Origin of the sequence: Promicromonospora sp. CA-289599 (assembly GCF_050936155.1) — a bacterium.
GTDB lineage: Bacteria > Actinomycetota > Actinomycetes > Actinomycetales > Cellulomonadaceae > Promicromonospora.
Map to the genome: position 1 here is coordinate 5,927,144 of NZ_JBNJNI010000001.1, position 18,771 is coordinate 5,945,914.

Genomic DNA, 18,771 nt, shown 5'->3' on the forward strand with positions numbered 1-18,771 from the left:
CGATGCGCATACGCCTCACCTTGAGCGTGCCGTGTCGATCTGTTCGGGACTCGTTCGTCGAAGGGGTGGCCGGTCGGCCGATGACATTCGGTGCTGCCGGTCGTCAGTACTCGTGGAAGAGCCTGCGACCGAACACGGAGCGAACATGACCGACACGCACGACGCCCGCCTCGACGACACCGCTGCAGCGGCCGCTGCCGCCCCGTCGGTGGTCGACCGGGAGACCTGGCTGCGCGAGCGCAGCGAGCTGCTGGCCCAGGAGAAGGCACACACGCGCCGGGGCGACGCGATCGCCGCTGCCCGACGACGGCTGCCGATGACCGAGGTCGACGCGAACCTCACCGTGACCGGGCCGGACGGACCGCGGTCCCTGCTGGACCTGTTCGAGGGCCGCGAGGAGCTGTTGGTCTACAAGCACATGTGGCACCGCGGAGAGCCGTTCGAGAACCAGTGCCCTGGTTGCACGTTCGCCTACTTCGCCGTGCGCGACCCGGCGTACCTGACGGCGCGCGGCGTCTCGTTCGCGCTGCTCGCGCAGGGGCCCTGGGACGAGGTCGCGCCGTTCGTGGAGTTCATGGGCTATCCCCCGCACTGGTACGCGGCGGACGGGATCGAGGACCCCGCAGTGGGCGGCGGCGAGTTCGGCTGGGTGTCCTTCCTGCGTCAGGGAGACCGCGTGTACCTCACGTACGAGACGACGGGACGGGGCGCCGAGGTCGCGATGCCGTCGCTCGGCCTGCTCGACATGACGCCGCGCGGACGCCTGGAGACCTGGCAGGACAGCCCCGCGGGCTGGCCGGAGAGCAAGGCCTCCTTCTGGTTCTGGACGGCGGACGAGGACGGCACCGGGAACGGCGGGAGCGGCGGCCGCCCGACCGCTCAGTGGTCCCGGCCGGGCGCGACGGCCGCCGTCGTACACGGTTCCCATGACCACTGAACAGCTTGTCGATCCAGCGAGGAGAGCATCATGACAACGACGCACGAAGGCCACACCGAACGGACCGGCCCGGTGGCGGTCCCGCCCATCACTGACCGGGAGGCGTGGCAGGCCGCGCGCGACGAGCTGCTGGTGCGCGAGAAGGCGCACACCCGCGAGGGTGACGCGATCGCCGCGGCCCGGCGCCGGCTGCCGATGACCGAGGTCGACGGTACGGCGGTCGTCGTCGGGCCGGAGGGGCCGACCACCCTGCTGGACCTGTTCGAGGGCCGCGAGGAGCTGATCGTCTACAAGCACATGTGGCACCTGGGCGAGCCGTTCGAGAACCAGTGCCCGGGCTGCACGATGACCTACTACGCGGTGCAGGACCCCGCGTACCTGAGGGCGCGGGGCGTGTCGTTCGCGGTGTTCGCGAAGGCGCCGTACGCCGAGCTGGCACCGTTCGTCGAGTTCATGGGGTACCCGCAGGACTGGTACTCGGTCTTCGACTCCGACGACGAGACGGTGAGCGGCGACGACTTCGGCACCTGGGTGTGCTTCCTGCGCCGGGGCGACCAGGTGTTCCTCACCAACTCCGTCACGGGACGCGGCGCCGAGTCGACCATGCCGGCCCTCGCGCTGCTCGACATGACGGCACGGGGCCGCATGGAGGCCTGGCAGGACCACCCCGAGGGCTGGCCGGAGGGCAAGGCGCCGGGCTGGTTCTGGCGTGCCGACGAGGACGGCGTCGGGAACAGCTGGAACGGCGGGCGCCCCGCCGTCCAGTGGACCCGTCCGGGTGCGACGCCGGTGACGGCGGGCGAGCACCACCACTGACCGCCTCTGCCGGGCGGGGTGCCCGGGCGCTCAGGCCGCCGCGGTGCGGTCCGGGCGCCCGGCCCCGTCCAGGCTCAACCGCACCCCGGGCCGCAGCATGGTCACGACGCCGGCCACCACGAAGGCGATGTGCAGCACGCGGATCGCCGGCATCGCCGGGGAGACGTCTCCGCCGAGCGTGTAGTACCAGCTCGCGCCGCCGGCGAGGTCGGCGGCCATGGGCACCACCATCGAGGCCAGGCCGAGCACGCCGAGGCCGGCCAGGAGCGCCCACCAGGCCCAGCGGCGTCCGGCCACCAGGTACCAGGCGCACGCGAGCGCCGCGGCGAAGACCAGGCCGCGGAGGACCATCTGGGTGACGAGCTCACCGTCGATGCCCTGCTGGGCGTGGATGGCCGCGACGGAGACGGCGCCCTCGGCGATCCCGGCGAGGACGGCGAGCGCGAAGGCCGCCGCCGACAGTGTGCGGAGCTTGGTTTCGGTCATACGTACATGCTGGTCAGGACGCGGCTCCGGGAGAATCCGGCTGGCCTACGTCCTGGGCGGTGGGTTGTCCCGACCGTGTCTCGTGACCCTGCCTCGCCGGCGCGGGTGCGACACTTCCTGCCATGCGCGACGAAGAGTGGTCCCGGCAGCGAGCGGAAGCGGTCCGGCTGCAGGGCGAGCGCCTGCAGGCGCGGCAGGACGCCGAGCACACCCGCGCCGAGGCCCTGCTGCGCGAGTTCGTGGCCGTGGCCCGGGACTCCGAGCTACCGGCGGAGCCCCTGCAGGTGCAGGGGTACGGCGGCCGCGGCACCGCCCGCACGCCGTTGCGGGGCTGGTACCTGCGCGTCGACCGCACGTCCGGGATCAGCACCGACGGCGACTTCTACGTGCTCACCGCACCCCTCGGGCTGCTCGACAGGGTGCGCGGGGTGCGGCCGGAGCCGCGCCGTCCGCCGCTGCTGCTCGGCGCGGGCGGCAAGGACGGCGACTCCATCTCCCTGGCCGACGCCCTGGAACGCCTCCTGCCGGGCTGGCGGGCTCCCTCAGCCGGCTGACCCGGTCATGATCCGGCCAGGAGCTGCTCGCGTCGCTTGCCGAGATTGGCGAGGCCGCCCTCCAGCACCACCACACGACTGGCGGCCCGCTGCTGCACATCGGTGACGGCGTCCAGCGCCGCGCGCACCCGGTCGCGCGCCTCGCCGATCCGGCTCATGACCGACCAGTCGCTGAAGATGTTGTCGAACCAGACGTCGAACATGTCCTCGAGGCTGTCGGACGTGATGCCGCCGACGCCGTTCTGGCCGAGGTCCCCGAGCTCGCGGGTCAGGGCGCGCAGCGCCTCGTCGGCGTCCCGCATCAGCACGACGGCCTGGTCCATCTTCTCGCGCTTGATCATGTCCGTGAGGAACCCGCCGCCGCCGAACGTGTCGTACGCCGCCCAGTTCCCGGCGCTGTCCAGGTGGCCCAGGGCACTGGTCAGCGCTCGTTCGGCACGCTCCGCCGCACCGACCACCTCGCGCAGCTCGGTCAGCTCGCCGCGCGTCGTGCCGACCTTCTCCGCCAGGAGGGCGAGCTCGTCCGCGCCGTCAGACCTGGTCGCGACCACCCATGCCTCCTTCGCGGCCAGCGCCGCGGTCCGCCGGGCCGTGACGTCGCCCAGCGCGGTCAGCGCGCGGCGGACCTCCGTGCGCTCCTGGTCGGCGCTGCTGACCGCTGCCCGCGCTGCCGCCACCCGGTACTCGGCGGCGCGGTGCTCCGCCCGCTCCACCTCGAGCCGCTCGTCACGGTTGCCGCGGATGGTCGCCCAGATCAGCGTGGGGCTGAAGTCCTCCAGCTTCTGGACGTCCGCCGCCTCCCCCTCGAGCGCCTCGGTCGCCCGCGCCAGCTCGGCCCGGGCGGCGGCGAGCGCCGACTCCGCGGTCGTGCGCCGGCCGCTGAGCCGCGCGTGCTCGAAGCTCGCCTCCTGTGCTGCCTCGAGCTCGGACTGGACCTGCTGCGCCTGGGTCGGGTGCGCGTGTGCTGCCATGCCGGTCAGGCTATGGCGTGGGCGGCCGGGGCGATACGAAACTCGGCGGCACCTGAGGCGCTCGCCGGCCGCCGGCCGTAGTCCGGCCGTCAGCCCGCCGAGCGGCCCAGGTCCTCCCAGCGTCGCCAGCCCGCCAGCCGCTCCTCGGTCAGGGGCAGGACGGCGTCCGCCGCGAGGTCGCCCACCAGGATCCGCAGCGGCGGCTCGTCCGCGTCGACCACGGCGAGGACCACCCGGGCGACGTCCGCCGGGGACGACGAGCCGGGCGGGTGCCACGCGGACGCCCGCAGCGCGTCGTACGCGGGCAGCGCCTCGGCCCGCACCGCCGACTCCCCACGCCACGCGGTGTCCACGGGCCCGGGCTCGACGAGCGTGACCCGGATCCCGAATCCGGCCACCTCCTGGGCGAGCGCTTCGGAGAGCCCCTCCAGCGCCCACTTCGACGCGCTGTAGCCACCGAGCCCCGGCCAGGCGGCGACGCCGCTGGAGCTGGACACCTGCACCACGTGCCCCGAACCCTGCGCACGCAGCACCGGGAGCGCCGCCTGGGTCACGTGCAGCACGCCGAAGAGGTTGACCTCCAACTGTTCGCGCAGCTGTTCGGACGTGATCTCCTCGACGTACCCGAACAGCCCGTGGCCCGCGTTGTTCACGACCACGTCGATGCGGCCGAGCCGTTCGGTGGCCGCCCGCACCGCGGCCGTCGCCTGGGCCGGGTCGGTCACGTCCAGGCGCAGCGGTACGACGGCGTCGCCGTGCTCGGCCACCAGGTCGTCCAGCGCGGCGACGTCGCGCGCCGTCGCCGCCACCCGGTCGCCGCGCTCCAGGGCTGCGGTGACGATGGCGCGGCCGAGCCCGCGGCTCGCGCCCGTCACGAACCAGACCCGGCCGGGTGCCACGTCTACCTGCGCGCTTTCAGCCGTCATGGGCGACATCGTGCCAGGTGGGCGCCGTGTCGGCACCTGCCTTTCGAGCTAGGCTCGCGATATGCCCGAGGACGACGACACCCGGCCCCTGACTCGGCGCGAACGGCTCCGGCGGCAGACCGTCGACGAGATCGTCGAGGCGGCACTGGGGCTCGTCGACGACGGCGGTGCGCACGGCCTGTCGCTCGCCTCGGTCGGCAAGGCGGTAGGCATGACGCCGCCCGCGCTCTACCACTACTTCGCATCCCGCGAGGCGCTGCTCGACGCCCTGGTCCTGGCCGGGTACGCAGACCTGGGCACGGCCGTCGAGACCGCGGCACGACAGGCGCAGGACAGGTCCCCGGCAGACCGGCTCGCCGCGATCACCGGCGCCTGGCGTCGCTGGGCCCTGGACCATCCGCGCCGGTACTCGATGCTCTTCACCGGCAGCCGACGCGAGGCGGTGGACCCCCTGGAGAGCGTCGGCGCGATCAGCCAGAGCATGCTCGCCCTGGTCACGACCATCCAGGAGGCCGCGGGCGACACGGGTGACACCGGCGGCGACGCCGAGGGATCGGTGCTAGACCAGGATCTGGCCCGCTGGGGCAGGTCCGTCGGCTTTCCGGCGAAGGAGGCGTCACCGGCGGCGCTCCGCCTGGCCCTGTCTACCTGGTACCGCGTGCACGGGCTCGTGTCCCTGGAGATCGTCGGCGCGTTCGGCACCATGGGGCTCGACGGCGAGCGCCTCCTGGCCGCCGAGCTGGAGGGCCTGGTCCGCGAGGCCGCGCGCATCTGACCCCGGAACCTGGTCGAGCGTCGCAGATCCCCCGCCTCCGATGGTCCGCTCTGACCAAGCTGCTGCGCATGCGTTCGAGGTGCTGTTGTCAATCGGTCAGAACCATGCGTACCTGCTTGCTCGAAGCGGACCTCGCGGAGCCACTGGACGAGCGTCACGGCACGAGGACGACCTTGCCGCCCGCATGGCCGCCGTCGACCAGGGCCTGCGCCCGCGCGGCCTCCGCGAAGGGCAGCACCTTAGCGACCGGCACGGAGACCTCGCCGCGGGCGACCAGCCCCATGACCTCCGCGAGGACCTCCGCAGAGTGCTCGGACCGCTCCGAGAACTCGACACCCAGCGCGTGCGCCGCCGGGTCGGCGAGGGTCAGCACCCGGTCGGTGCCGCCCCGCAGCTCGATGCTGTCGGGCAGGACGCCGCTGCCCGCGCTGTCCAGCACCGCGTCGACGGCGGGGGCGAGCGCACGGACCCGGTCGACCACGCCTTCGCCGTAGGTCGTGGGCGTCGCCCCGTATCCCGCCACCCGCTCCTGGTTGGCCGGCGACGCCGTGCCGATCACGCGCACGCCCGCCGCGACCGCGAGCTGCGTCGCCAGGCCGCCGACACCGCCGCTCGCGCCGTGCACCAGCAGCGTCTCCCCCGGCTTGAGGTCGAGGATCCGCAGCGCGCGCCGGGACGTCTCGGCGACGACGGGGAGCGCTGCCGCCTGGGTGGCGTCCAGCCCGTCGGGCACCGGCGCCCAGACGCGCAGGACCGCGAGCTCCGCGGCGCCGCGGCCGGCCGGGCCGGCGACCCGGTCCCCGACGGCGACCCCGGTGACGTCGGCCCCCACCTGGTCGACGATGCCCGCCACCTCGAGGCCGGTGACGGCCGGGAGCCGCGTGCGGAACGCCGCCTCCATGGCGCCCGACCTGACCTTCCCGTCGAACGCGTTGACGCCGACGGCCTCCACCTGGACGCGGACCTGGCCGGGGCCCGCCTCCGGTTCCGGCACCTCCCCCAGGTGCAGGACCTCGGGGCCGCCGAACTCGTCAAGAACCACTGCGCGCATCACGTTCTCCTTGGTCTTCGGCAGGCCGCCGAACCACGCGCCTGACGATTTTGCTGTTCGGGACAGGTAACCTCGGGGACCGCCTCCCTATTCCGCCCGCCATCGCTCCCGCGACCGTGCCCGCACCGCGTCCTACGATGGGGCGCATGGCACCTGCCCCGGACAGTGGGTCGAACGCTTCATCCGCCGGACCGCTCAGCCTCGCGATCTTCTCGCTCGCGCGGGCACACCGGGCGCTCGCCGCGGACCTGCTGCGCCCGCTCGGCCTCCATCCGGGCCAGGAGCTGCTGCTCATGTTCCTCTGGGAGCACGGACCCCAGCGGCAGACGGACCTCGCCGAGCACGTCGCGACGGACTCGGCGTCGATGACGCGGACGGTCCAGCGGCTGGAGCGCACGGGGTTCGTGCGGCGTCGGCCCGGACCCGACGACCGGCGCGTCACCCTGGTGGAGCCGACACCCGCGAGCCTGGCGCTGCGGCCGCGCGTCGCCGAGATCTGGGCCCAGCTGGAGCGGGCGACGGCGGGCGACCTCGACCCGGCGCGCCGTGACGAGGCCACGTCGCTCCTGCGTGCGCTGGAGCAGAACGTGGGCAGCACCGCCGTGACCGTCAGCTCGCCGTCGTCCCGGGACCGGGCCCTGCGGCCCACGCCTCGGACACGGGCGCCATCAGCTCCGGGTCGGAGGCCGGCTCGGGCGTCGTCGAACCCTCCGCCGCCGGCCCGGGGACGGTGAGCGTCGCGATCGCGGTGGTGATCGGGATGGCGAGCACCAGCCCGATCGAGCCGACGAGGGTACGCACGACCTCCTCGGCGATCTCGCCGGAGGTCAGCGCGGTGGCCGGCGACTGGTCGACGAGCCAGACCATCATCAGCAGCGGCAGCGCGGCGCCGACGTAGGCGAACGCGATGGTGTAGACGGTCGACGCGATGTGGTCGCGGCCGATCCGCATCGCGCTGGTGAACAGCTCGGAGCGCGACGCCCCGGGCGCGACGGCCCGTAGCTCCCACACCGCGGACGCCTGGGTGATCGTCACGTCGTTCAGCACGCCCATCCCGGCCAGGACGATGCCGCACAGCGCGATCCCGCGCAGGTCGGCGCCCGGCGCGCTGGACGGCAGGAACGCCGACATCTCGTCGTTCGTCCCGGTGATCTGCGCGGCCCCCGAGGCCCAGGCGGCGAGCCCGGCGGTCAGCGCGAGGCCGACGAGCGTGCCGAGCAGCGCGGTCGACGTGCGGGCCGACAGGCCGTGCGCCAGGTACAGGGTCACGAACATCACCAGGGACGACGTCACCAGCGCGACGCCGATGGCGGACTGCCCCGCCAGCAGCGCCGGCATGGTGAAGCCCAGGAGCACCACGAACGCGACACCCAGCCCCGCCATGGCGGCCAGTCCGCGCCAGCGCGCGACCAGCAGCACGACGACGGCGTAGACGATCGCCAGCAGCGCGATCGGCAGCTCACGCTGGAAGTCCATGAACACCAGCGGGTCGACACCGGGCTGCGCGACCTGGGAGATGTCGACGGCGGTGATCCGGTCCCCCGCGGCGAGCGGGATCGACGGACCGGGCGACTGCATGCGGGACGACGCGCCGCCGGGGAGCTCTACCGGGATGCTCCCGGTGGTGGGGTCGGCGGGCCCGGTGACGGTGGCGTCGACGAACGAGGTGCCCTCGGCTCGCGCGGGCACGCGGTCGGGCACGTCGCCGGCGTTCGGCCACAGCAGCCACAGCCCGGCGAGGGTCACCAGAAGAGCGGAGACCAGGGTCACGACCAGCAGGAACGTCGTGCGTGGCGCGGCTGGGCCGGCCGCACCGTGCGAGTGAGCGTGCGCCATGCGCACATCCTCACCCAAGGCCGCGTCGTGGGCGCGGCGAGCGGGACACGGTCCGGGGTCAGGCGGTCGGGAGCCGGAGCGCGTCGACGAGCGCGGCTGCAGCGCCGTCCTCGTCCACCGTGCCCGTGATCCGGCCGGCGACGGCGCGGACCGTCGCGGGCGCATGCCCCATGGCGATCGCCACGGCCGCCCACCGAAGCATTTCGAGATCGTTTTCGCCGTCGCCGACGGCGATGGTCCGGGCCGACGCGACTCCCAGCTCGAGCCGGATGCGCTCGAGCGCCGTCACCTTGGTGACCTCGGGAGCGGTGACGTCCACCCAGTCCACACGGGCCGCGACGGCGGTGACGCCCGACTCGCGCAGCGCCGGCGCGAGCCGCAGCGCCCACTGCCCGTACACGACCACCCGCGGCGTCGGGCGCGCCCAGATCTCCTCCAGCGTGCCCAGCACCTCCTGGTGCCCGTTGAGCAGGCGGTCGGGGAACCGTCTGGTCACGCGGTACCCGGTGCCGACCACCTCGGCGGCGAGCCGCAGGTCGGGCCGCGTCCTGGCGACGAGCCGGCACACGGGCCCCGCGTCCAGGGCGGTCACCTCGACGACGGAGTACCCGTCCGGGCGCAGCCGCGCGGTCACCGCGCCGTTCGCCGCGACCACCCAGCCGTCGCTGATGCCGAGCTGGCGGGCCGCCTGCACGGCACCCGACAACGACCTGCCCGTGGCGACCACCAGGTGGTGCCCGGCGGCGCGAACGGCGGCTATCGCATCGAGCACCGCGCCGGTCGGCCGCCGTCCGGCGCGCACGAGCGTGCCCTCGACGTCGCAGGCGACGAGAGCGGGTGTGGACGTGGGCACGTCCGAGAGTGCTGCGGCCCGGGAGGTGGTCGCGGTCACGATATTCCCCTGGTGATAGGTGGTGGGAACATCATGTCTCATACTGGGACATTTTGGAACTCGCGTCTCAGGGTCTGGAGACCCGATCACGCAGGTCAGCCCCGCTGGTCGGCGCTCGGCCGGCCCTCGGCTCAACGCTCCCGGACGGCGATCCCCGGATACTTCAGGACCAGGCCGGACCCGTCGTAGGTGAGCACGCACTCGAAGTCGAAGGTCGACGACGCGTAGTCGAACCTGATCACGGTCGGCGTCCGGCTCCGGAGCCGGTACTCCTGCTCGAGCCGCTCGACCCCGAGGTCACCCGCCCGGACGAAGGCCGCGGGCACCTCGCGCGGCTCCCCCGGGGCGGGATCCAGCCGGTGGACGGGCAGCGTGTTCGTCACCGCCGACGACTCCAGGTCCACGTCGAGACAGCCGTCGAGGTCGCGGCGCGGGACGCCGTCGACGAGCCACCGGGCGTCGTCGCCCTGCCCGGTCCGGTCGAGAGTGGTCCGGACGGTTCCGGCTGCCGACACCGCCCGCACCTCGGCCCGACGGGTGCACCACTGCGGGTCGACCTCGATCCGGTACCCGACGGACCACGCCTGCGGCCCTTCGACGGCGGTGGTGTGCCCGCGGAGCAGGTACCCGTCCGCCGTCGGCTCCGCGAAGAGCACCTCGAAACCTGCCCGGACCCCGCTGTGGGTCCAGGCGGACACGTCGGGCAACGGATCCAGCCGCACGGCACCAACCCTATCCGCGCGGGACCAGGAGGCCCGGTCGACGACTCAGTCGGCGTAGTCCCCGCCCGGCACGTCGAAGACCTCCTCCAGGGTCGTGACGCCGGTGGCCCGCATGTGCGCCGCCAGCTCCCGGCCGACCCAGCGCAGGTGCCAGGGTTCGGGTGCGTAGCCGGTGACTGCGCTGTTCTGGCGTGTGTACCGCACGAGCATGCCGAACTCGGCGGCGTGCTCGGCGACCCAGCGACCCTTTACGGTCTCGGCGAAGCAGGCCTCGAAGTCGCACCCCGGCCGGGTGGTGCCGCCGACGTCCACCCCGAGGCCCGTCTGGTGCTCGCTGTGCCCCGGACGTGCCGAGACGGCGTCCGCCTGCTCGGCGCCGAGCTGCGCCACCCACCCTTCGTAGACCTCCACCTGCTTGGGATAGCCCCGGTAGGCGCTGCGCAGGGTGAGCCGCACGCCGTCGGCGTCGGCGGCGTCGAGCAGCGCGGCGACGTCGGGAGCGGCATCCGTCCGGACGAGGTACCCGCGCACGACGGTGAGGTCGGGCTCGTGGTCGATCGGGTCGAGCGGCCTGCGCTTGTTGACGACCACCCAGGGGCTCTCGGGATCGCCGGTCGAGTGCTCCCTCAGGTCGAGGCCGGTAGCAGGTGGGGCGGCCGGGGCGTCGACGGGGCCCTCCGCGGGGGCCGGTATCGGGCTCGGCCCCGTCCGCGGCGCCGGGGCTTCTGCCGGCTGCTCTGCCAGCTGCTCTGCCGACTTGTCTGCCGGGTTCTGCGCTGCCGGGTTCTGCGCTGCCGGGCCGGACGCGGCGGCCTGCGGCTCCGCTCCGCTCGTACCACCCCCTTCCTTGCCGAGGTCTGCGGCAGCACAGCCGGTGAGGAGCAGGCTCGCGGCGAGGACGACGGGGGCGAGGCCCGCCGGACGGAACCAGGTGCGGGCACGGCTGCGGGAGACGGTCACATCAGCGTTGGTGTGCACGGTCCGGATCGCGATGTCAGCGGCGGGCTGTGACGTGGACAACATCCGCGAGGTGCCATGGGGGCGCTCCTGCCGGACACACTGAGTCGGAAGCACGTCTCTTCGTCCGTCTCTTCGTCTGCGGAGCCCACCCTGGCCACGAACACCGAGCCACAGCGCCTCGAACCGGGCAGGCACACGCCTGCCCACCTCTCGTCCGCCCTGACGGAGTCGCTGTTCGTGGCGCACGCGAGCGCCGTGTACCGGTACGCGCGCTCGCGGCTCCCTGCCGCCGAGGCGGAGGACGTGGTGGCCGAGGTCTTCGCCGTCGCGTGGCGCAAGGGCGAGCTGCCGGACAACCCGCGCGCCTGGCTCCTCGGGGTGGCCCGCCGCGTGATGGCGAACCAGGTGCGCGCCCAGCAGCGACGCAACGCGCTGGTCGAGCGGGTCCGGGCGCATCCGGTCCCGGCGGGTCAGGACGGCGTGCGGCTCGTCGGCGAGCTGGACGAGCTGCGCCGGGCGCTGGCCCTGCTGCGCCCCGCGGACCGCGAGGTGATCGCCCTGCTCGCCGCCGCGGAGCTGTCCACGGCGGAGGTCGCCCAGGTCCTCGGCTGCACGACGGCGACGGCGGCCACCCGGGTGCACCGCGCACGACGCCGTCTGCGTGCGGTCTACGAACAGCTCACCGAGGAAGGTTCCTGACGTGGAAGACGAAGAGCTGACCCGCGCCCGGCGCGCCCTGCGGGGGGTCGACCCGGAGCTCGACCTGGCGCGCGTGTACGCCGAGTCGCGGGCCCGCGCGCTCGGCGTCGGCAACCATCTGGAGGGCGACGCGCACCTGGACGAGCAGGAGCACGCGCAGGACCACTGGGCGACCGACGAGCGCGTAGTGGTCCTCCTGCACGACCTCGACGCCGAGCCCCGGCGTGGCCGCTCCCGCGCGTACCGCGGCCGGGCACTGGTGTGGGGCGTCGCGGCGGCGGCAGCGGCCGCCGTCGTGGTGACCGTCGTGAACCTGCCGGCGCCCGGCGCGCAGCCCGGCTCGTCGCCCGGCACCAGCCTCTCGCCGACGACCTCCCCCGAGCCGCGCCCGTCGCCGACCAGAGCGCTGACGCCGTCCGAGGTGGTCGACCGCACCGCGCCCGCGGTGGCCGGCGCGGACTGCGCCGTGAAGGTCCGTTCGACGCTCGGCAGGGAGTCGGCGACCCGTTTCGACCGCCCTGCGACGGACACCGGGACGCCCGAGCCGGTCCCGCTGAGCACGCGGCCGCTGGAGGTGCTGCAGCTGGCGACGGTCGACGCGGCCCTCGACCTGCCCGGCCTCGCGGGGAGGGACCACCGCCTGGACGACGAGTTCCTGCTGGAGGAGGAAGACGGCCGGGCCCTGGTCCGGATCCGGTTCGACACCCCGGCCGAGCAGGTGCTCGGCGGCGAGCTGACACGGATCGACGTGGTCGTCGACACGGCCACCTGGCTCCCGTACACCGCGGAGACCTGGGCGAAGTCCGACGACGGCCAGGGGTACCAGGTGCACAGCGAGTTCAGCTGGACGTCGTGCGCCACCCCCAGCAGCGGCCCGAGCCCGGCGGCCACCGACGGCGACCCGTCGCCGTCCGACCCGGGTAGCCGCTCCCGCTAGGATTCCGGCGTGCTCCACCTTGCGACACCTGACGACCTCGACGACCTGGCTGCCTTCCTGCGGTCGGCCGACCTGACAGTCGCCGCCCTCGCGGAGCCGGCGGTGCACCTGTGGCTGGAGCGCGACGAGGCCGGCGCCGTGTGCACGACCACCGGCTTCGAGCTCGGGGCGGGCGGCGAGCACGCGCTGGTCCGCAGCGTCGCCGTCCGACCGGACCTCCGGGGCACCGGGGACGGACTGCGCCTGGCGCGCTTCGCGCTCGACCGGGCCGCCGACGCCGGGGCGCGCCAGGCCTGGCTGTTCTCCCGCCGTTCCGGCGGCTTCTGGCAGAAGCTCGGCTTCGAGGCGACTACGACGGACGCGCTCGCCGCCGCGCTCCCCGACGCCCACCAGGTGCGCCTGTTCCGCTCGACCGGCCAGCTGGACCGCGAGGTCGCGTGGCACCGGCCGCTGCCCGCGCGCGCCGATTCCGGCGCACGGCACACGGCCCGATAGGGTCGGCTCATGAGGTCTCCAGAAGCATCCAGGTTCGGGCTGCCGGTACTCCGGTAGCCCGAGATGCCCCTGTAGAGACCGCCGAGCCACACCTCGGCCGCTTTCCAGCGCATCCGAAGGGCCCGTAGTGCCGTCCAGGCCTACCCGTTCCCCCTTCCTTCGGAGGCATCCATGCCTGTCCTGCTCCACGTGCTCGCCGTCGCGGTCTTCGCGCAAGGCACGTCGGAATTCGTCCTCGCCGGGCTCGTCCCCGGCATCTCCGCCGACCTCGGCATCACCATCGCCCGGGCCGGCTACCTGACCTCCGGCTTCGCGGTCGGCATGGTCGTCGGCGCACCGCTCACGGCGGCGCTCGGCCGCCACCTGCCACCCCGGTGGACCCTGACCGGCTGCCTGCTGGTCTTCGTCGCGGCCCACGCGGCGGGCGCGCTCACCGACCAGTTCGCCGTGCTGCTCGTCAGCCGGTTCGTGGCCGCGCTGGCCAACGCCGGGTTCCTCGCCGTCGCGCTCTCGACGGTCACGACGATCGTCCCGGCCGGCAAGCAGGCCAGGGCGCTCGCCGCGGTCCTCGGCGGTACGACGCTCGCCCTGATCGCCGGTGTCCCAGCCGGCGCCCTCCTCGGCGAGGTCTGGGGCTGGCGCTCCGCGCTCTGGGCGATCGCCGGGCTGTCCGCGCTCGCCCTGGTCGCGGTCGCCGTGCTGACGCCGGGGCGGCTCGGTCCGCACGGGCCGCACGCCCGGGTGGACCTCCGGGCGGAGCTCGGCACCCTTCGCTCCCCCGACCTGGTGCGCTACCTCGTGCTCGGGGTGCTGGTGAACGGCGCGACGTTCTGCGCGTTCACCTACCTGGCGCCGATCGTCACGGACGGTGCCGGGCTCGGTTCGTCGCTGGTACCGGTGGTGCTCGCGCTGTTCGGGCTGGGGGCCTTCGCCGGTGTCTCGGCAGCGGGGCGCCTCGCCGACGTGCACGGGCACCTGGTTCTCGGGATCGGCGTCCCGGTTCTCGTCGCGGGCTGGATCCTGTGGGCAGTTCTCGCGGGGAGCCCGTCGGCCGTGTGGGTGCTCGCCCCGGTGCTGGGCGCGCTGTCGTTCGCGGTCGGCGGCACGCTGATCGCGCGCGGCATGGCCGCGGCCCACGGAGCCCCGACGATGGGCGGCGCGTTCTCGACGGTGGCGCTGAACCTCGGCGCGCTCGTCGGCCCGCTGCTCGGCGGCCTGGCCATCGGGCCGCTCGGGCTCGCGGGCCCGCTGGTGGTCAGCGCGTCGCTCGCCGCCGCCGCGGCGTTGTGGTCCGCGACGAGCCGACGTCGGCCCACTCCCCGGAGCTGACCGGTCGGCGGTCGCCGCGCTGACCCTGCCTATGGCCGATCTGACCATGCACCTGCTGCCAGATCGGGGCCTCGCCTGGCAGCAACCGCATGGTCATCTGCTTGGCACACTTTTCAGCCGCCGACCAGCCACGACACGATCGTCTTGAGGGGTGGACGGTTTTCCGTTCGCATCGCGGTCATGCTTACGATCCAGGTCAATCATCCAGAGCGGTCGAGAGTCCTGGCTCAACGACACCGCAGCAACCTGCCCCCGAACCGCCACACTCGGGCAAGGTGCTAACGCCAGGTCCGATGGAGCTGATACGCATGGCAGTCGAGTTCACGCACCTTCCCACCGCCACGATCCTGGGCTACCCGCGCATCGGCCGACGACGCGAGCTCAAGCGCGCCGTCGAGTCGTTCTGGGCCGGGCGCACCACCGCCGACGAGCTGGAGGCCACGGCCCGTGACCTGCGGCTGGCCACCGCTCGGCATCTCGCCGGACTGGGTCTGGACGGCGCGGCCGCCGTCCCCGGCTCGTTCTCGTTCTACGACCAGGTGCTCGACGCCGTCGCCCTGCTGGGCGCGGTGCCCGAGCGGTTCCGCGACCTGGTCCCGACGGGCTCGACCGACGAGAGCGAAGGCCCGCTCTCCCTGGAGGGCTACTTCACGCTGGCCCGCGGCGAGGGCGACAAGCCGCCGCTCGAGATGACCAAGTGGTTCGACACGAACTACCACTACCTGGTCCCGGAGATCGGGCCGGACACCCCGATCGGGTTCGTGGACGACCGCCTGGTGCGCCAGTTCACGGAGCTCGCCGAGCCCGCCGACGGCGGCCAGGCGGTCGTGACCCGCCCCGTGCTCGTGGGCCCGGTGACGTTCCTGCTGCTCAGCAAGGCGGCGGACGGGGCCCCCGACGGCTTCCACCCCCTCGACCGGCTCGACGACGTCGTCGCCGCCTACGCCGACGTGCTGCGCGCACTGGCCGCCGCGGGCGCCCCCTGGGTACAGCTCGACGAGCCCGCGCTGGTCACGGACCTGCTGGACGTCCCGTTCGACGAGGTGGCGGACGCCGTCCGCCGGGCCTACGCGCGGCTCGCCACCGGCCTCTCCCCCGCCGCCGGTGCGACCGGCACCGCCGAGCGCCCCGCCATCCTGGTCACCGCGCCGTACGGCGACCTGCGCAGCGAGGCGGGCGACGGGCTCGCCCTGCTCGCCGGCACCGACGTCGAGGCGATCGCGGTCGACGTCGTCAAGGGCGCCGTCCCCACCGGCCCCGTCGCCGGCCTGGAGACCAAGACCCTCGTGGCCGGCGTCGTCGACGGGCACAACATCTGGCGCGCCGACCTCGACGCCCGCCTGACCACGCTCGAAGGCCTGTCCGCAGTGGGAGCGGGCGCGGTCGCCGTCGGCACCTCGACCTCGCTGCTGCACGTGCCGCACGACGTCGCCGACGAACCCCGCCTCGACGCCGGCCTGAAGTCGTGGCTCGCGTTCGCCGACCAGAAGGTCGCCGAGGTCGTCACGCTGGCGACGGGCCTGACCGGCGGCCGGACGGCGGTCGCCGACGCGCTCGCCGAGTCGACGGCCGCGGTACGGTCCCGCGCCCAGGCGCCCGGCGTCGTCGTACCGGAGGTCCGGGAGCGGACCGCGGCGCTGACCCCCGCCGACGTCGAACGCGCGCCGTACGCCGAGCGGGCCGCGGCCCAGCAGGCGACGCTCGACCTGCCGCCGCTGCCGACCACGACTATCGGCTCGTTCCCGCAGACGGCGGAGATCCGCAGGACCCGGGCGGCCTGGGTGCGCGGCGAGCTGTCGGACGCCGAGTACACGACCGCCATGCGCGCCGAGATCGCGAGCACCGTGGCGCTCCAGGAGGAGCTGGGCCTGGACGTGCTGGTGCACGGCGAGCCCGAGCGCAACGACATGGTGCAGTACTTCGCGGAGCAGCTCGACGGCTTCGTGACCACGGTGCACGGCTGGGTGCAGTCGTACGGCTCGCGCTGCGTGCGCCCGCCGATCCTGTGGGGTGACGTGTCCCGGCCCGCGCCCCTGACCGTCGAGTGGACCGCGTACGCGGCGTCGCTGACGGACAAGCCCGTCAAGGGCATGCTGACGGGCCCGGTCACGATCCTGGCCTGGTCGTTCGTGCGCGACGACCTGCCGCTGGGCGACACCGCGGACCAGGTCGCCCTGGCGCTCCGCGACGAGGTCACGGACCTGGAGGAGGCGGGCATCGGCGTCGTGCAGGTGGACGAGCCCGCGCTGCGCGAGCTGCTGCCGCTGCGCCGGGCCGACCACCCGGGGTACCTCGACTGGTCGGTGCGCTCGTTCCGGCTGTCGACCGCCGGGGCCGGCACCGCGACGCAGGTGCACACGCACCTGTGCTACTCGGAGTTCGGCCAGGTCATCGGTGCGATCGACGGCCTGGACGCCGACGTGACCTCCGTCGAGGCGGCGCGGTCCCGCATGGAGATCGTCCCCGAGCTGGCCGACGCCGGGTACGGGCGCGGCATCGGGCCGGGCGTCTACGACATCCACAGCCCGCGCGTGCCGTCGGTCGAGGAGGTGACCGAGCTCGTGCGGCTCGCCGCCAAGTCGATCGACCCGCGCCTGGTCTGGGTCAACCCGGACTGCGGCCTGAAGACGCGCGCCTACGCGGAGACCAAGGAGTCCCTCCGCAACCTGGTGAGTGCGACGCAAGAGGTCCGCGCCACCCTCTGACCCCTCGTTGAGTGCTGGATATTCGCCCCGCAACGCCCGTTGGAAGGGCGAATATCCAGCACTCAACGGAGTGGGTGTCAGCCGACGCGCCACTTCTGGGCCGCCGTGCCGTTGCACGTCCAGATCTGCAGCTGCGTGCCGTTCGCGCTGTTGCCGTTCGGGACGTCCACGCACTTGTTCGCGAGGATCGAGACCAGGTCCCCCGCCCCGCTGAGCGTGAACCGCTGGGCGGCGTTGCCGCTGCAGTTCGCGAGCTGGACCGCCGTGCCGTCCGCGGTGTTGGCCCAGGCGACGTCCATGCACTTACCGCCGGCGCGCAGGGTGCCGTCGGAGTGGAAGGTCCAGCGCTGCGCCGCCGTGCCGTTGCAGGTCCAGATCTGCAGGCGCTTGCCGTCGGTGAACTCGGAGTTGGGTACGTCGATGCACTTGCCACCCACCCCCACGAGCGGCCTGCCGTCCCCGCCGCCGCCCGACGTCGTCGTGAGCTGCAGCCCGTAGGCGCTCAGGATCGGGTTCAGCGGCTGGTAGATGAACCGGCCGCCCGAGGAGCAGTCGCCGATCCGGCCGGACGTGACGCCCTGAGCCTGGTTGCCCGACAGCACGGAGCCGCCGGAGTCGCCGCCCTCTGCGCACGCCGAACCCGTCGCCATGCCGGGGATGTCACCGTTGCCGTAGTTGATGGTGACGTTCTTCTCCTGGATGACGCCGCAGCGCCAGCCCGTCGTGCGGCCCGAGCGGCAGACCGACGCGCCGATACCCTGCTCCGCCGATCCGGCGACCGCCGCCGTCCCGCCCGCGTAGTTGTTGACGCGCGGGGTGGGCGTCCAGTTGCCGTTGGTGGCCACCCACGCCCAGTCGCGGCCGGGGAACACCGAGGCACGGTAGGTGCCGAGCGCCGCGCCGTCGGGCGCGTTGACGGGGTTGCCGGCCGCACCGCAGTGCCCGGCCGTCACGAACCCGCCCTGCACGGCGAACCCGATCGAGCACAGCGTGACGAACCCGTCGCCCGTCGGACGGTGGAACTCGTCGCCGCCGCGGATGTCGCGCGCGATCTTCGGGGCGACCTTCGACCTCTCGACGCGCACGACGTCGGCCGGCAGGTCCGCCTCGGCGATCAGCGCCTTGGCCGCGGCGACGTCGGCGGCCTGGACGACCACCTCGTTGGTGGTGGGGTCGGCGTACCAGGAGTGGACGGACGCCGGGGCGCCCACCTCGTCCAGGGACTCCTTCCACTCGGTCAGCGCCTCCAGGCTGTGCTCGACGACGACGGCGTCCGCGCCCGCCCGCTCGGCGACCTTGGCCGCCGCGGGGGTGGTGACGGCGACCCGGGGCGCGTCGGCGCCGTCGGGCAGCCAGGTGCCCGCGTAGGCGCCGCCGAGCCGGGACGTGAGGTGGGCCTCGACGATCGCGGCCTCGGCGTCGAGCGCGAGCCGGTCCGGGATCTCGGCGGGGGTGAGGCCGAGGTCGCGCACCATCGCGCGGACCTGGGCGTCGGGGAGCTTGTTGCTGAGCTGCGTCGTGCTGGACTGCGTCGCGCTGAGCCGGCTCGTGCCGGCCGCCGTCTCCGAGGGCGGCGCTGCCCCCGCCGCGGCGGCTCCGGTGAACGTTGTACCGACGACGATCGCGGCGGCCGACAGCGCTATCAGAGAGCGGGAGGCTCTCAAGGATCGTGACATGGTG

General features: G+C 73.8%; 18 protein-coding genes, 1 pseudogene and 1 riboswitch. Of the genes and pseudogenes, 10 read left to right on the forward strand and 9 right to left on the reverse strand.

What is annotated here, in order from left to right:
* Positions 1–145 precede the first annotated feature (145 nt).
* Together ACQEVI_RS26440 and ACQEVI_RS26445 are read left to right on the forward strand one after the other, a co-directional pair.
* Positions 146–937, forward strand: a complete 792-nt coding sequence (locus ACQEVI_RS26440; RefSeq protein ID WP_432905167.1) for a DUF899 family protein — start codon at positions 146–148, stop codon at positions 935–937.
* Between the two features lie 30 nt (positions 938–967).
* Positions 968–1,753 carry a DUF899 family protein gene (locus ACQEVI_RS26445; RefSeq protein WP_432905170.1) on the forward strand — a complete coding sequence of 262 codons (786 nt, stop codon included), beginning with the start codon at positions 968–970 and terminating at the stop codon, positions 1,751–1,753.
* Between the two features lie 30 nt (positions 1,754–1,783).
* Here ACQEVI_RS26445 and ACQEVI_RS26450 read toward each other — a convergent pair whose 3' ends face one another.
* Positions 1,784–2,239 (reverse strand): hypothetical protein, encoded by a 456-nt coding sequence (locus tag ACQEVI_RS26450; RefSeq protein ID WP_432905173.1) that lies wholly within the window; start codon positions 2,237–2,239, stop codon positions 1,784–1,786.
* Between the two features lie 122 nt (positions 2,240–2,361).
* Between ACQEVI_RS26450 and ACQEVI_RS26455 the strand changes: the two genes are divergently transcribed.
* Positions 2,362–2,793, forward strand: coding sequence for a hypothetical protein (locus ACQEVI_RS26455; RefSeq protein ID WP_432905175.1), 432 nt, complete (start codon positions 2,362–2,364; stop codon positions 2,791–2,793).
* A 5-nt stretch (positions 2,794–2,798) separates the two neighbouring features.
* Here the strand turns inward: ACQEVI_RS26455 and ACQEVI_RS26460 are convergent, their stop codons facing one another.
* Together ACQEVI_RS26460 and ACQEVI_RS26465 are read right to left on the reverse strand one after the other, a co-directional pair.
* On the reverse strand, positions 2,799–3,764 hold the full coding sequence (locus tag ACQEVI_RS26460) for a hypothetical protein (protein ID WP_432905178.1): 966 nt from the start codon (positions 3,762–3,764) through the stop codon (positions 2,799–2,801).
* A gap of 89 nt (positions 3,765–3,853) precedes the next feature.
* Positions 3,854–4,690 carry an SDR family NAD(P)-dependent oxidoreductase gene (locus ACQEVI_RS26465; protein ID WP_432905181.1) on the reverse strand — a complete coding sequence of 279 codons (837 nt, stop codon included), beginning with the start codon at positions 4,688–4,690 and terminating at the stop codon, positions 3,854–3,856.
* A 61-nt stretch (positions 4,691–4,751) separates the two neighbouring features.
* Here ACQEVI_RS26465 and ACQEVI_RS26470 point away from each other — a divergent pair, with 61 nt between their 5' ends.
* Entirely contained in the window at positions 4,752–5,465 is a 714-nt protein-coding gene (locus ACQEVI_RS26470) for a TetR/AcrR family transcriptional regulator (protein WP_432905184.1), read from the forward strand.
* 154 nt (positions 5,466–5,619) lie between these two features.
* On the opposite strand, the gene ACQEVI_RS26475 is transcribed toward ACQEVI_RS26470, so the two are convergent.
* The gene (locus ACQEVI_RS26475) at positions 5,620–6,516 is read right to left on the reverse strand and encodes an NADP-dependent oxidoreductase (protein ID WP_432905187.1); all 897 of its coding nucleotides are present in this window, start codon (positions 6,514–6,516) and stop codon (positions 5,620–5,622) included.
* Between the two features lie 146 nt (positions 6,517–6,662).
* Between ACQEVI_RS26475 and ACQEVI_RS26480 the strand changes: the two are divergent.
* Positions 6,663–6,944 (forward strand): annotated as a pseudogene (locus tag ACQEVI_RS26480) (MarR family winged helix-turn-helix transcriptional regulator); the annotation flags it as partial.
* A 181-nt stretch (positions 6,945–7,125) separates the two neighbouring features.
* Here ACQEVI_RS26480 and ACQEVI_RS26485 read toward each other — a convergent pair.
* The 4 genes from ACQEVI_RS26485 to ACQEVI_RS26500 all read right to left on the reverse strand — a co-directional run bounded on the left by ACQEVI_RS26485 (position 7,126) and on the right by ACQEVI_RS26500 (position 10,989).
* Complete coding sequence (locus ACQEVI_RS26485) at positions 7,126–8,352, reverse strand: YibE/F family protein (protein WP_432905190.1); 1,227 nt, start codon at positions 8,350–8,352, stop codon at positions 7,126–7,128.
* Positions 8,353–8,410: 58 nt separating this feature from the next.
* Positions 8,411–9,244, reverse strand: a complete 834-nt coding sequence (locus ACQEVI_RS26490) for an HAD family hydrolase (protein WP_432905193.1) — start codon at positions 9,242–9,244, stop codon at positions 8,411–8,413.
* A 131-nt stretch (positions 9,245–9,375) separates the two neighbouring features.
* On the reverse strand, positions 9,376–9,966 hold the full coding sequence (locus tag ACQEVI_RS26495; protein WP_432905195.1) for a putative glycolipid-binding domain-containing protein: 591 nt from the start codon (positions 9,964–9,966) through the stop codon (positions 9,376–9,378).
* A 45-nt stretch (positions 9,967–10,011) separates the two neighbouring features.
* Positions 10,012–10,989 (reverse strand): D-alanyl-D-alanine carboxypeptidase family protein, encoded by a 978-nt coding sequence (locus ACQEVI_RS26500; RefSeq protein ID WP_432905198.1) that lies wholly within the window; start codon positions 10,987–10,989, stop codon positions 10,012–10,014.
* A 174-nt stretch (positions 10,990–11,163) separates the two neighbouring features.
* Between ACQEVI_RS26500 and ACQEVI_RS26505 the strand changes: the two genes are divergently transcribed.
* The 5 genes from ACQEVI_RS26505 (at position 11,164) to metE (ending at position 17,091) form a co-directional block, all read left to right on the forward strand.
* Positions 11,164–11,625: an RNA polymerase sigma factor gene (locus tag ACQEVI_RS26505; RefSeq protein WP_432905200.1), complete on the forward strand. Its 462-nt coding sequence runs from the start codon at positions 11,164–11,166 to the stop codon at positions 11,623–11,625.
* Position 11,626: 1 nt separating this feature from the next.
* On the forward strand, positions 11,627–12,562 hold the full coding sequence (locus tag ACQEVI_RS26510; protein WP_432905203.1) for a hypothetical protein: 936 nt from the start codon (positions 11,627–11,629) through the stop codon (positions 12,560–12,562).
* 9 nt (positions 12,563–12,571) lie between these two features.
* Complete coding sequence (locus ACQEVI_RS26515; RefSeq protein ID WP_432905206.1) at positions 12,572–13,057, forward strand: GNAT family N-acetyltransferase; 486 nt, start codon at positions 12,572–12,574, stop codon at positions 13,055–13,057.
* A 171-nt stretch (positions 13,058–13,228) separates the two neighbouring features.
* Positions 13,229–14,386 carry a Cmx/CmrA family chloramphenicol efflux MFS transporter gene (locus ACQEVI_RS26520; protein WP_432905209.1) on the forward strand — a complete coding sequence of 386 codons (1,158 nt, stop codon included), beginning with the start codon at positions 13,229–13,231 and terminating at the stop codon, positions 14,384–14,386.
* A 197-nt stretch (positions 14,387–14,583) separates the two neighbouring features.
* Positions 14,584–14,686, forward strand: a riboswitch (SAM riboswitch).
* A gap of 8 nt (positions 14,687–14,694) precedes the next feature.
* Positions 14,695–17,091 carry a 5-methyltetrahydropteroyltriglutamate--homocysteine S-methyltransferase gene (metE, locus tag ACQEVI_RS26525; RefSeq protein WP_432905212.1) on the forward strand — a complete coding sequence of 799 codons (2,397 nt, stop codon included), beginning with the start codon at positions 14,695–14,697 and terminating at the stop codon, positions 17,089–17,091.
* Between the two features lie 77 nt (positions 17,092–17,168).
* Here metE and ACQEVI_RS26530 read toward each other — a convergent pair whose 3' ends face one another.
* Positions 17,169–18,767 (reverse strand): ricin-type beta-trefoil lectin domain protein, encoded by a 1,599-nt coding sequence (locus ACQEVI_RS26530; protein WP_432905215.1) that lies wholly within the window; start codon positions 18,765–18,767, stop codon positions 17,169–17,171.
* Between the last annotated feature and the right edge of the window lie 4 nt (positions 18,768–18,771).

What these genes read in the sequence shown, in the direction of transcription:
- ACQEVI_RS26440 (WP_432905167.1), top strand. Translation starts at nt 146, where the DNA reads ATGACCGACACGCACGACGCCCGCCTCGACGACACCGCTGCAGCGGCC.
- ACQEVI_RS26445 (WP_432905170.1), top strand. Translation starts at nt 968, where the DNA reads ATGACAACGACGCACGAAGGCCACACCGAACGGACCGGCCCGGTGGCG.
- ACQEVI_RS26450 (WP_432905173.1), bottom strand. Translation starts at nt 2,239, where the DNA reads ATGACCGAAACCAAGCTCCGCACACTGTCGGCGGCGGCCTTCGCGCTC.
- ACQEVI_RS26455 (WP_432905175.1), top strand. Translation starts at nt 2,362, where the DNA reads ATGCGCGACGAAGAGTGGTCCCGGCAGCGAGCGGAAGCGGTCCGGCTG.
- ACQEVI_RS26460 (WP_432905178.1), bottom strand. Translation starts at nt 3,764, where the DNA reads ATGGCAGCACACGCGCACCCGACCCAGGCGCAGCAGGTCCAGTCCGAG.
- ACQEVI_RS26465 (WP_432905181.1), bottom strand. Translation starts at nt 4,690, where the DNA reads ATGACGGCTGAAAGCGCGCAGGTAGACGTGGCACCCGGCCGGGTCTGG.
- ACQEVI_RS26470 (WP_432905184.1), top strand. Translation starts at nt 4,752, where the DNA reads ATGCCCGAGGACGACGACACCCGGCCCCTGACTCGGCGCGAACGGCTC.
- ACQEVI_RS26475 (WP_432905187.1), bottom strand. Translation starts at nt 6,516, where the DNA reads ATGCGCGCAGTGGTTCTTGACGAGTTCGGCGGCCCCGAGGTCCTGCAC.
- ACQEVI_RS26485 (WP_432905190.1), bottom strand. Translation starts at nt 8,352, where the DNA reads ATGGCGCACGCTCACTCGCACGGTGCGGCCGGCCCAGCCGCGCCACGC.
- ACQEVI_RS26500 (WP_432905198.1), bottom strand. Translation starts at nt 10,989, where the DNA reads ATGTTGTCCACGTCACAGCCCGCCGCTGACATCGCGATCCGGACCGTG.
- ACQEVI_RS26520 (WP_432905209.1), top strand. Translation starts at nt 13,229, where the DNA reads ATGCCTGTCCTGCTCCACGTGCTCGCCGTCGCGGTCTTCGCGCAAGGC.
- metE (WP_432905212.1), top strand. Translation starts at nt 14,695, where the DNA reads ATGGCAGTCGAGTTCACGCACCTTCCCACCGCCACGATCCTGGGCTAC.
- ACQEVI_RS26530 (WP_432905215.1), bottom strand. Translation starts at nt 18,767, where the DNA reads ATGTCACGATCCTTGAGAGCCTCCCGCTCTCTGATAGCGCTGTCGGCC.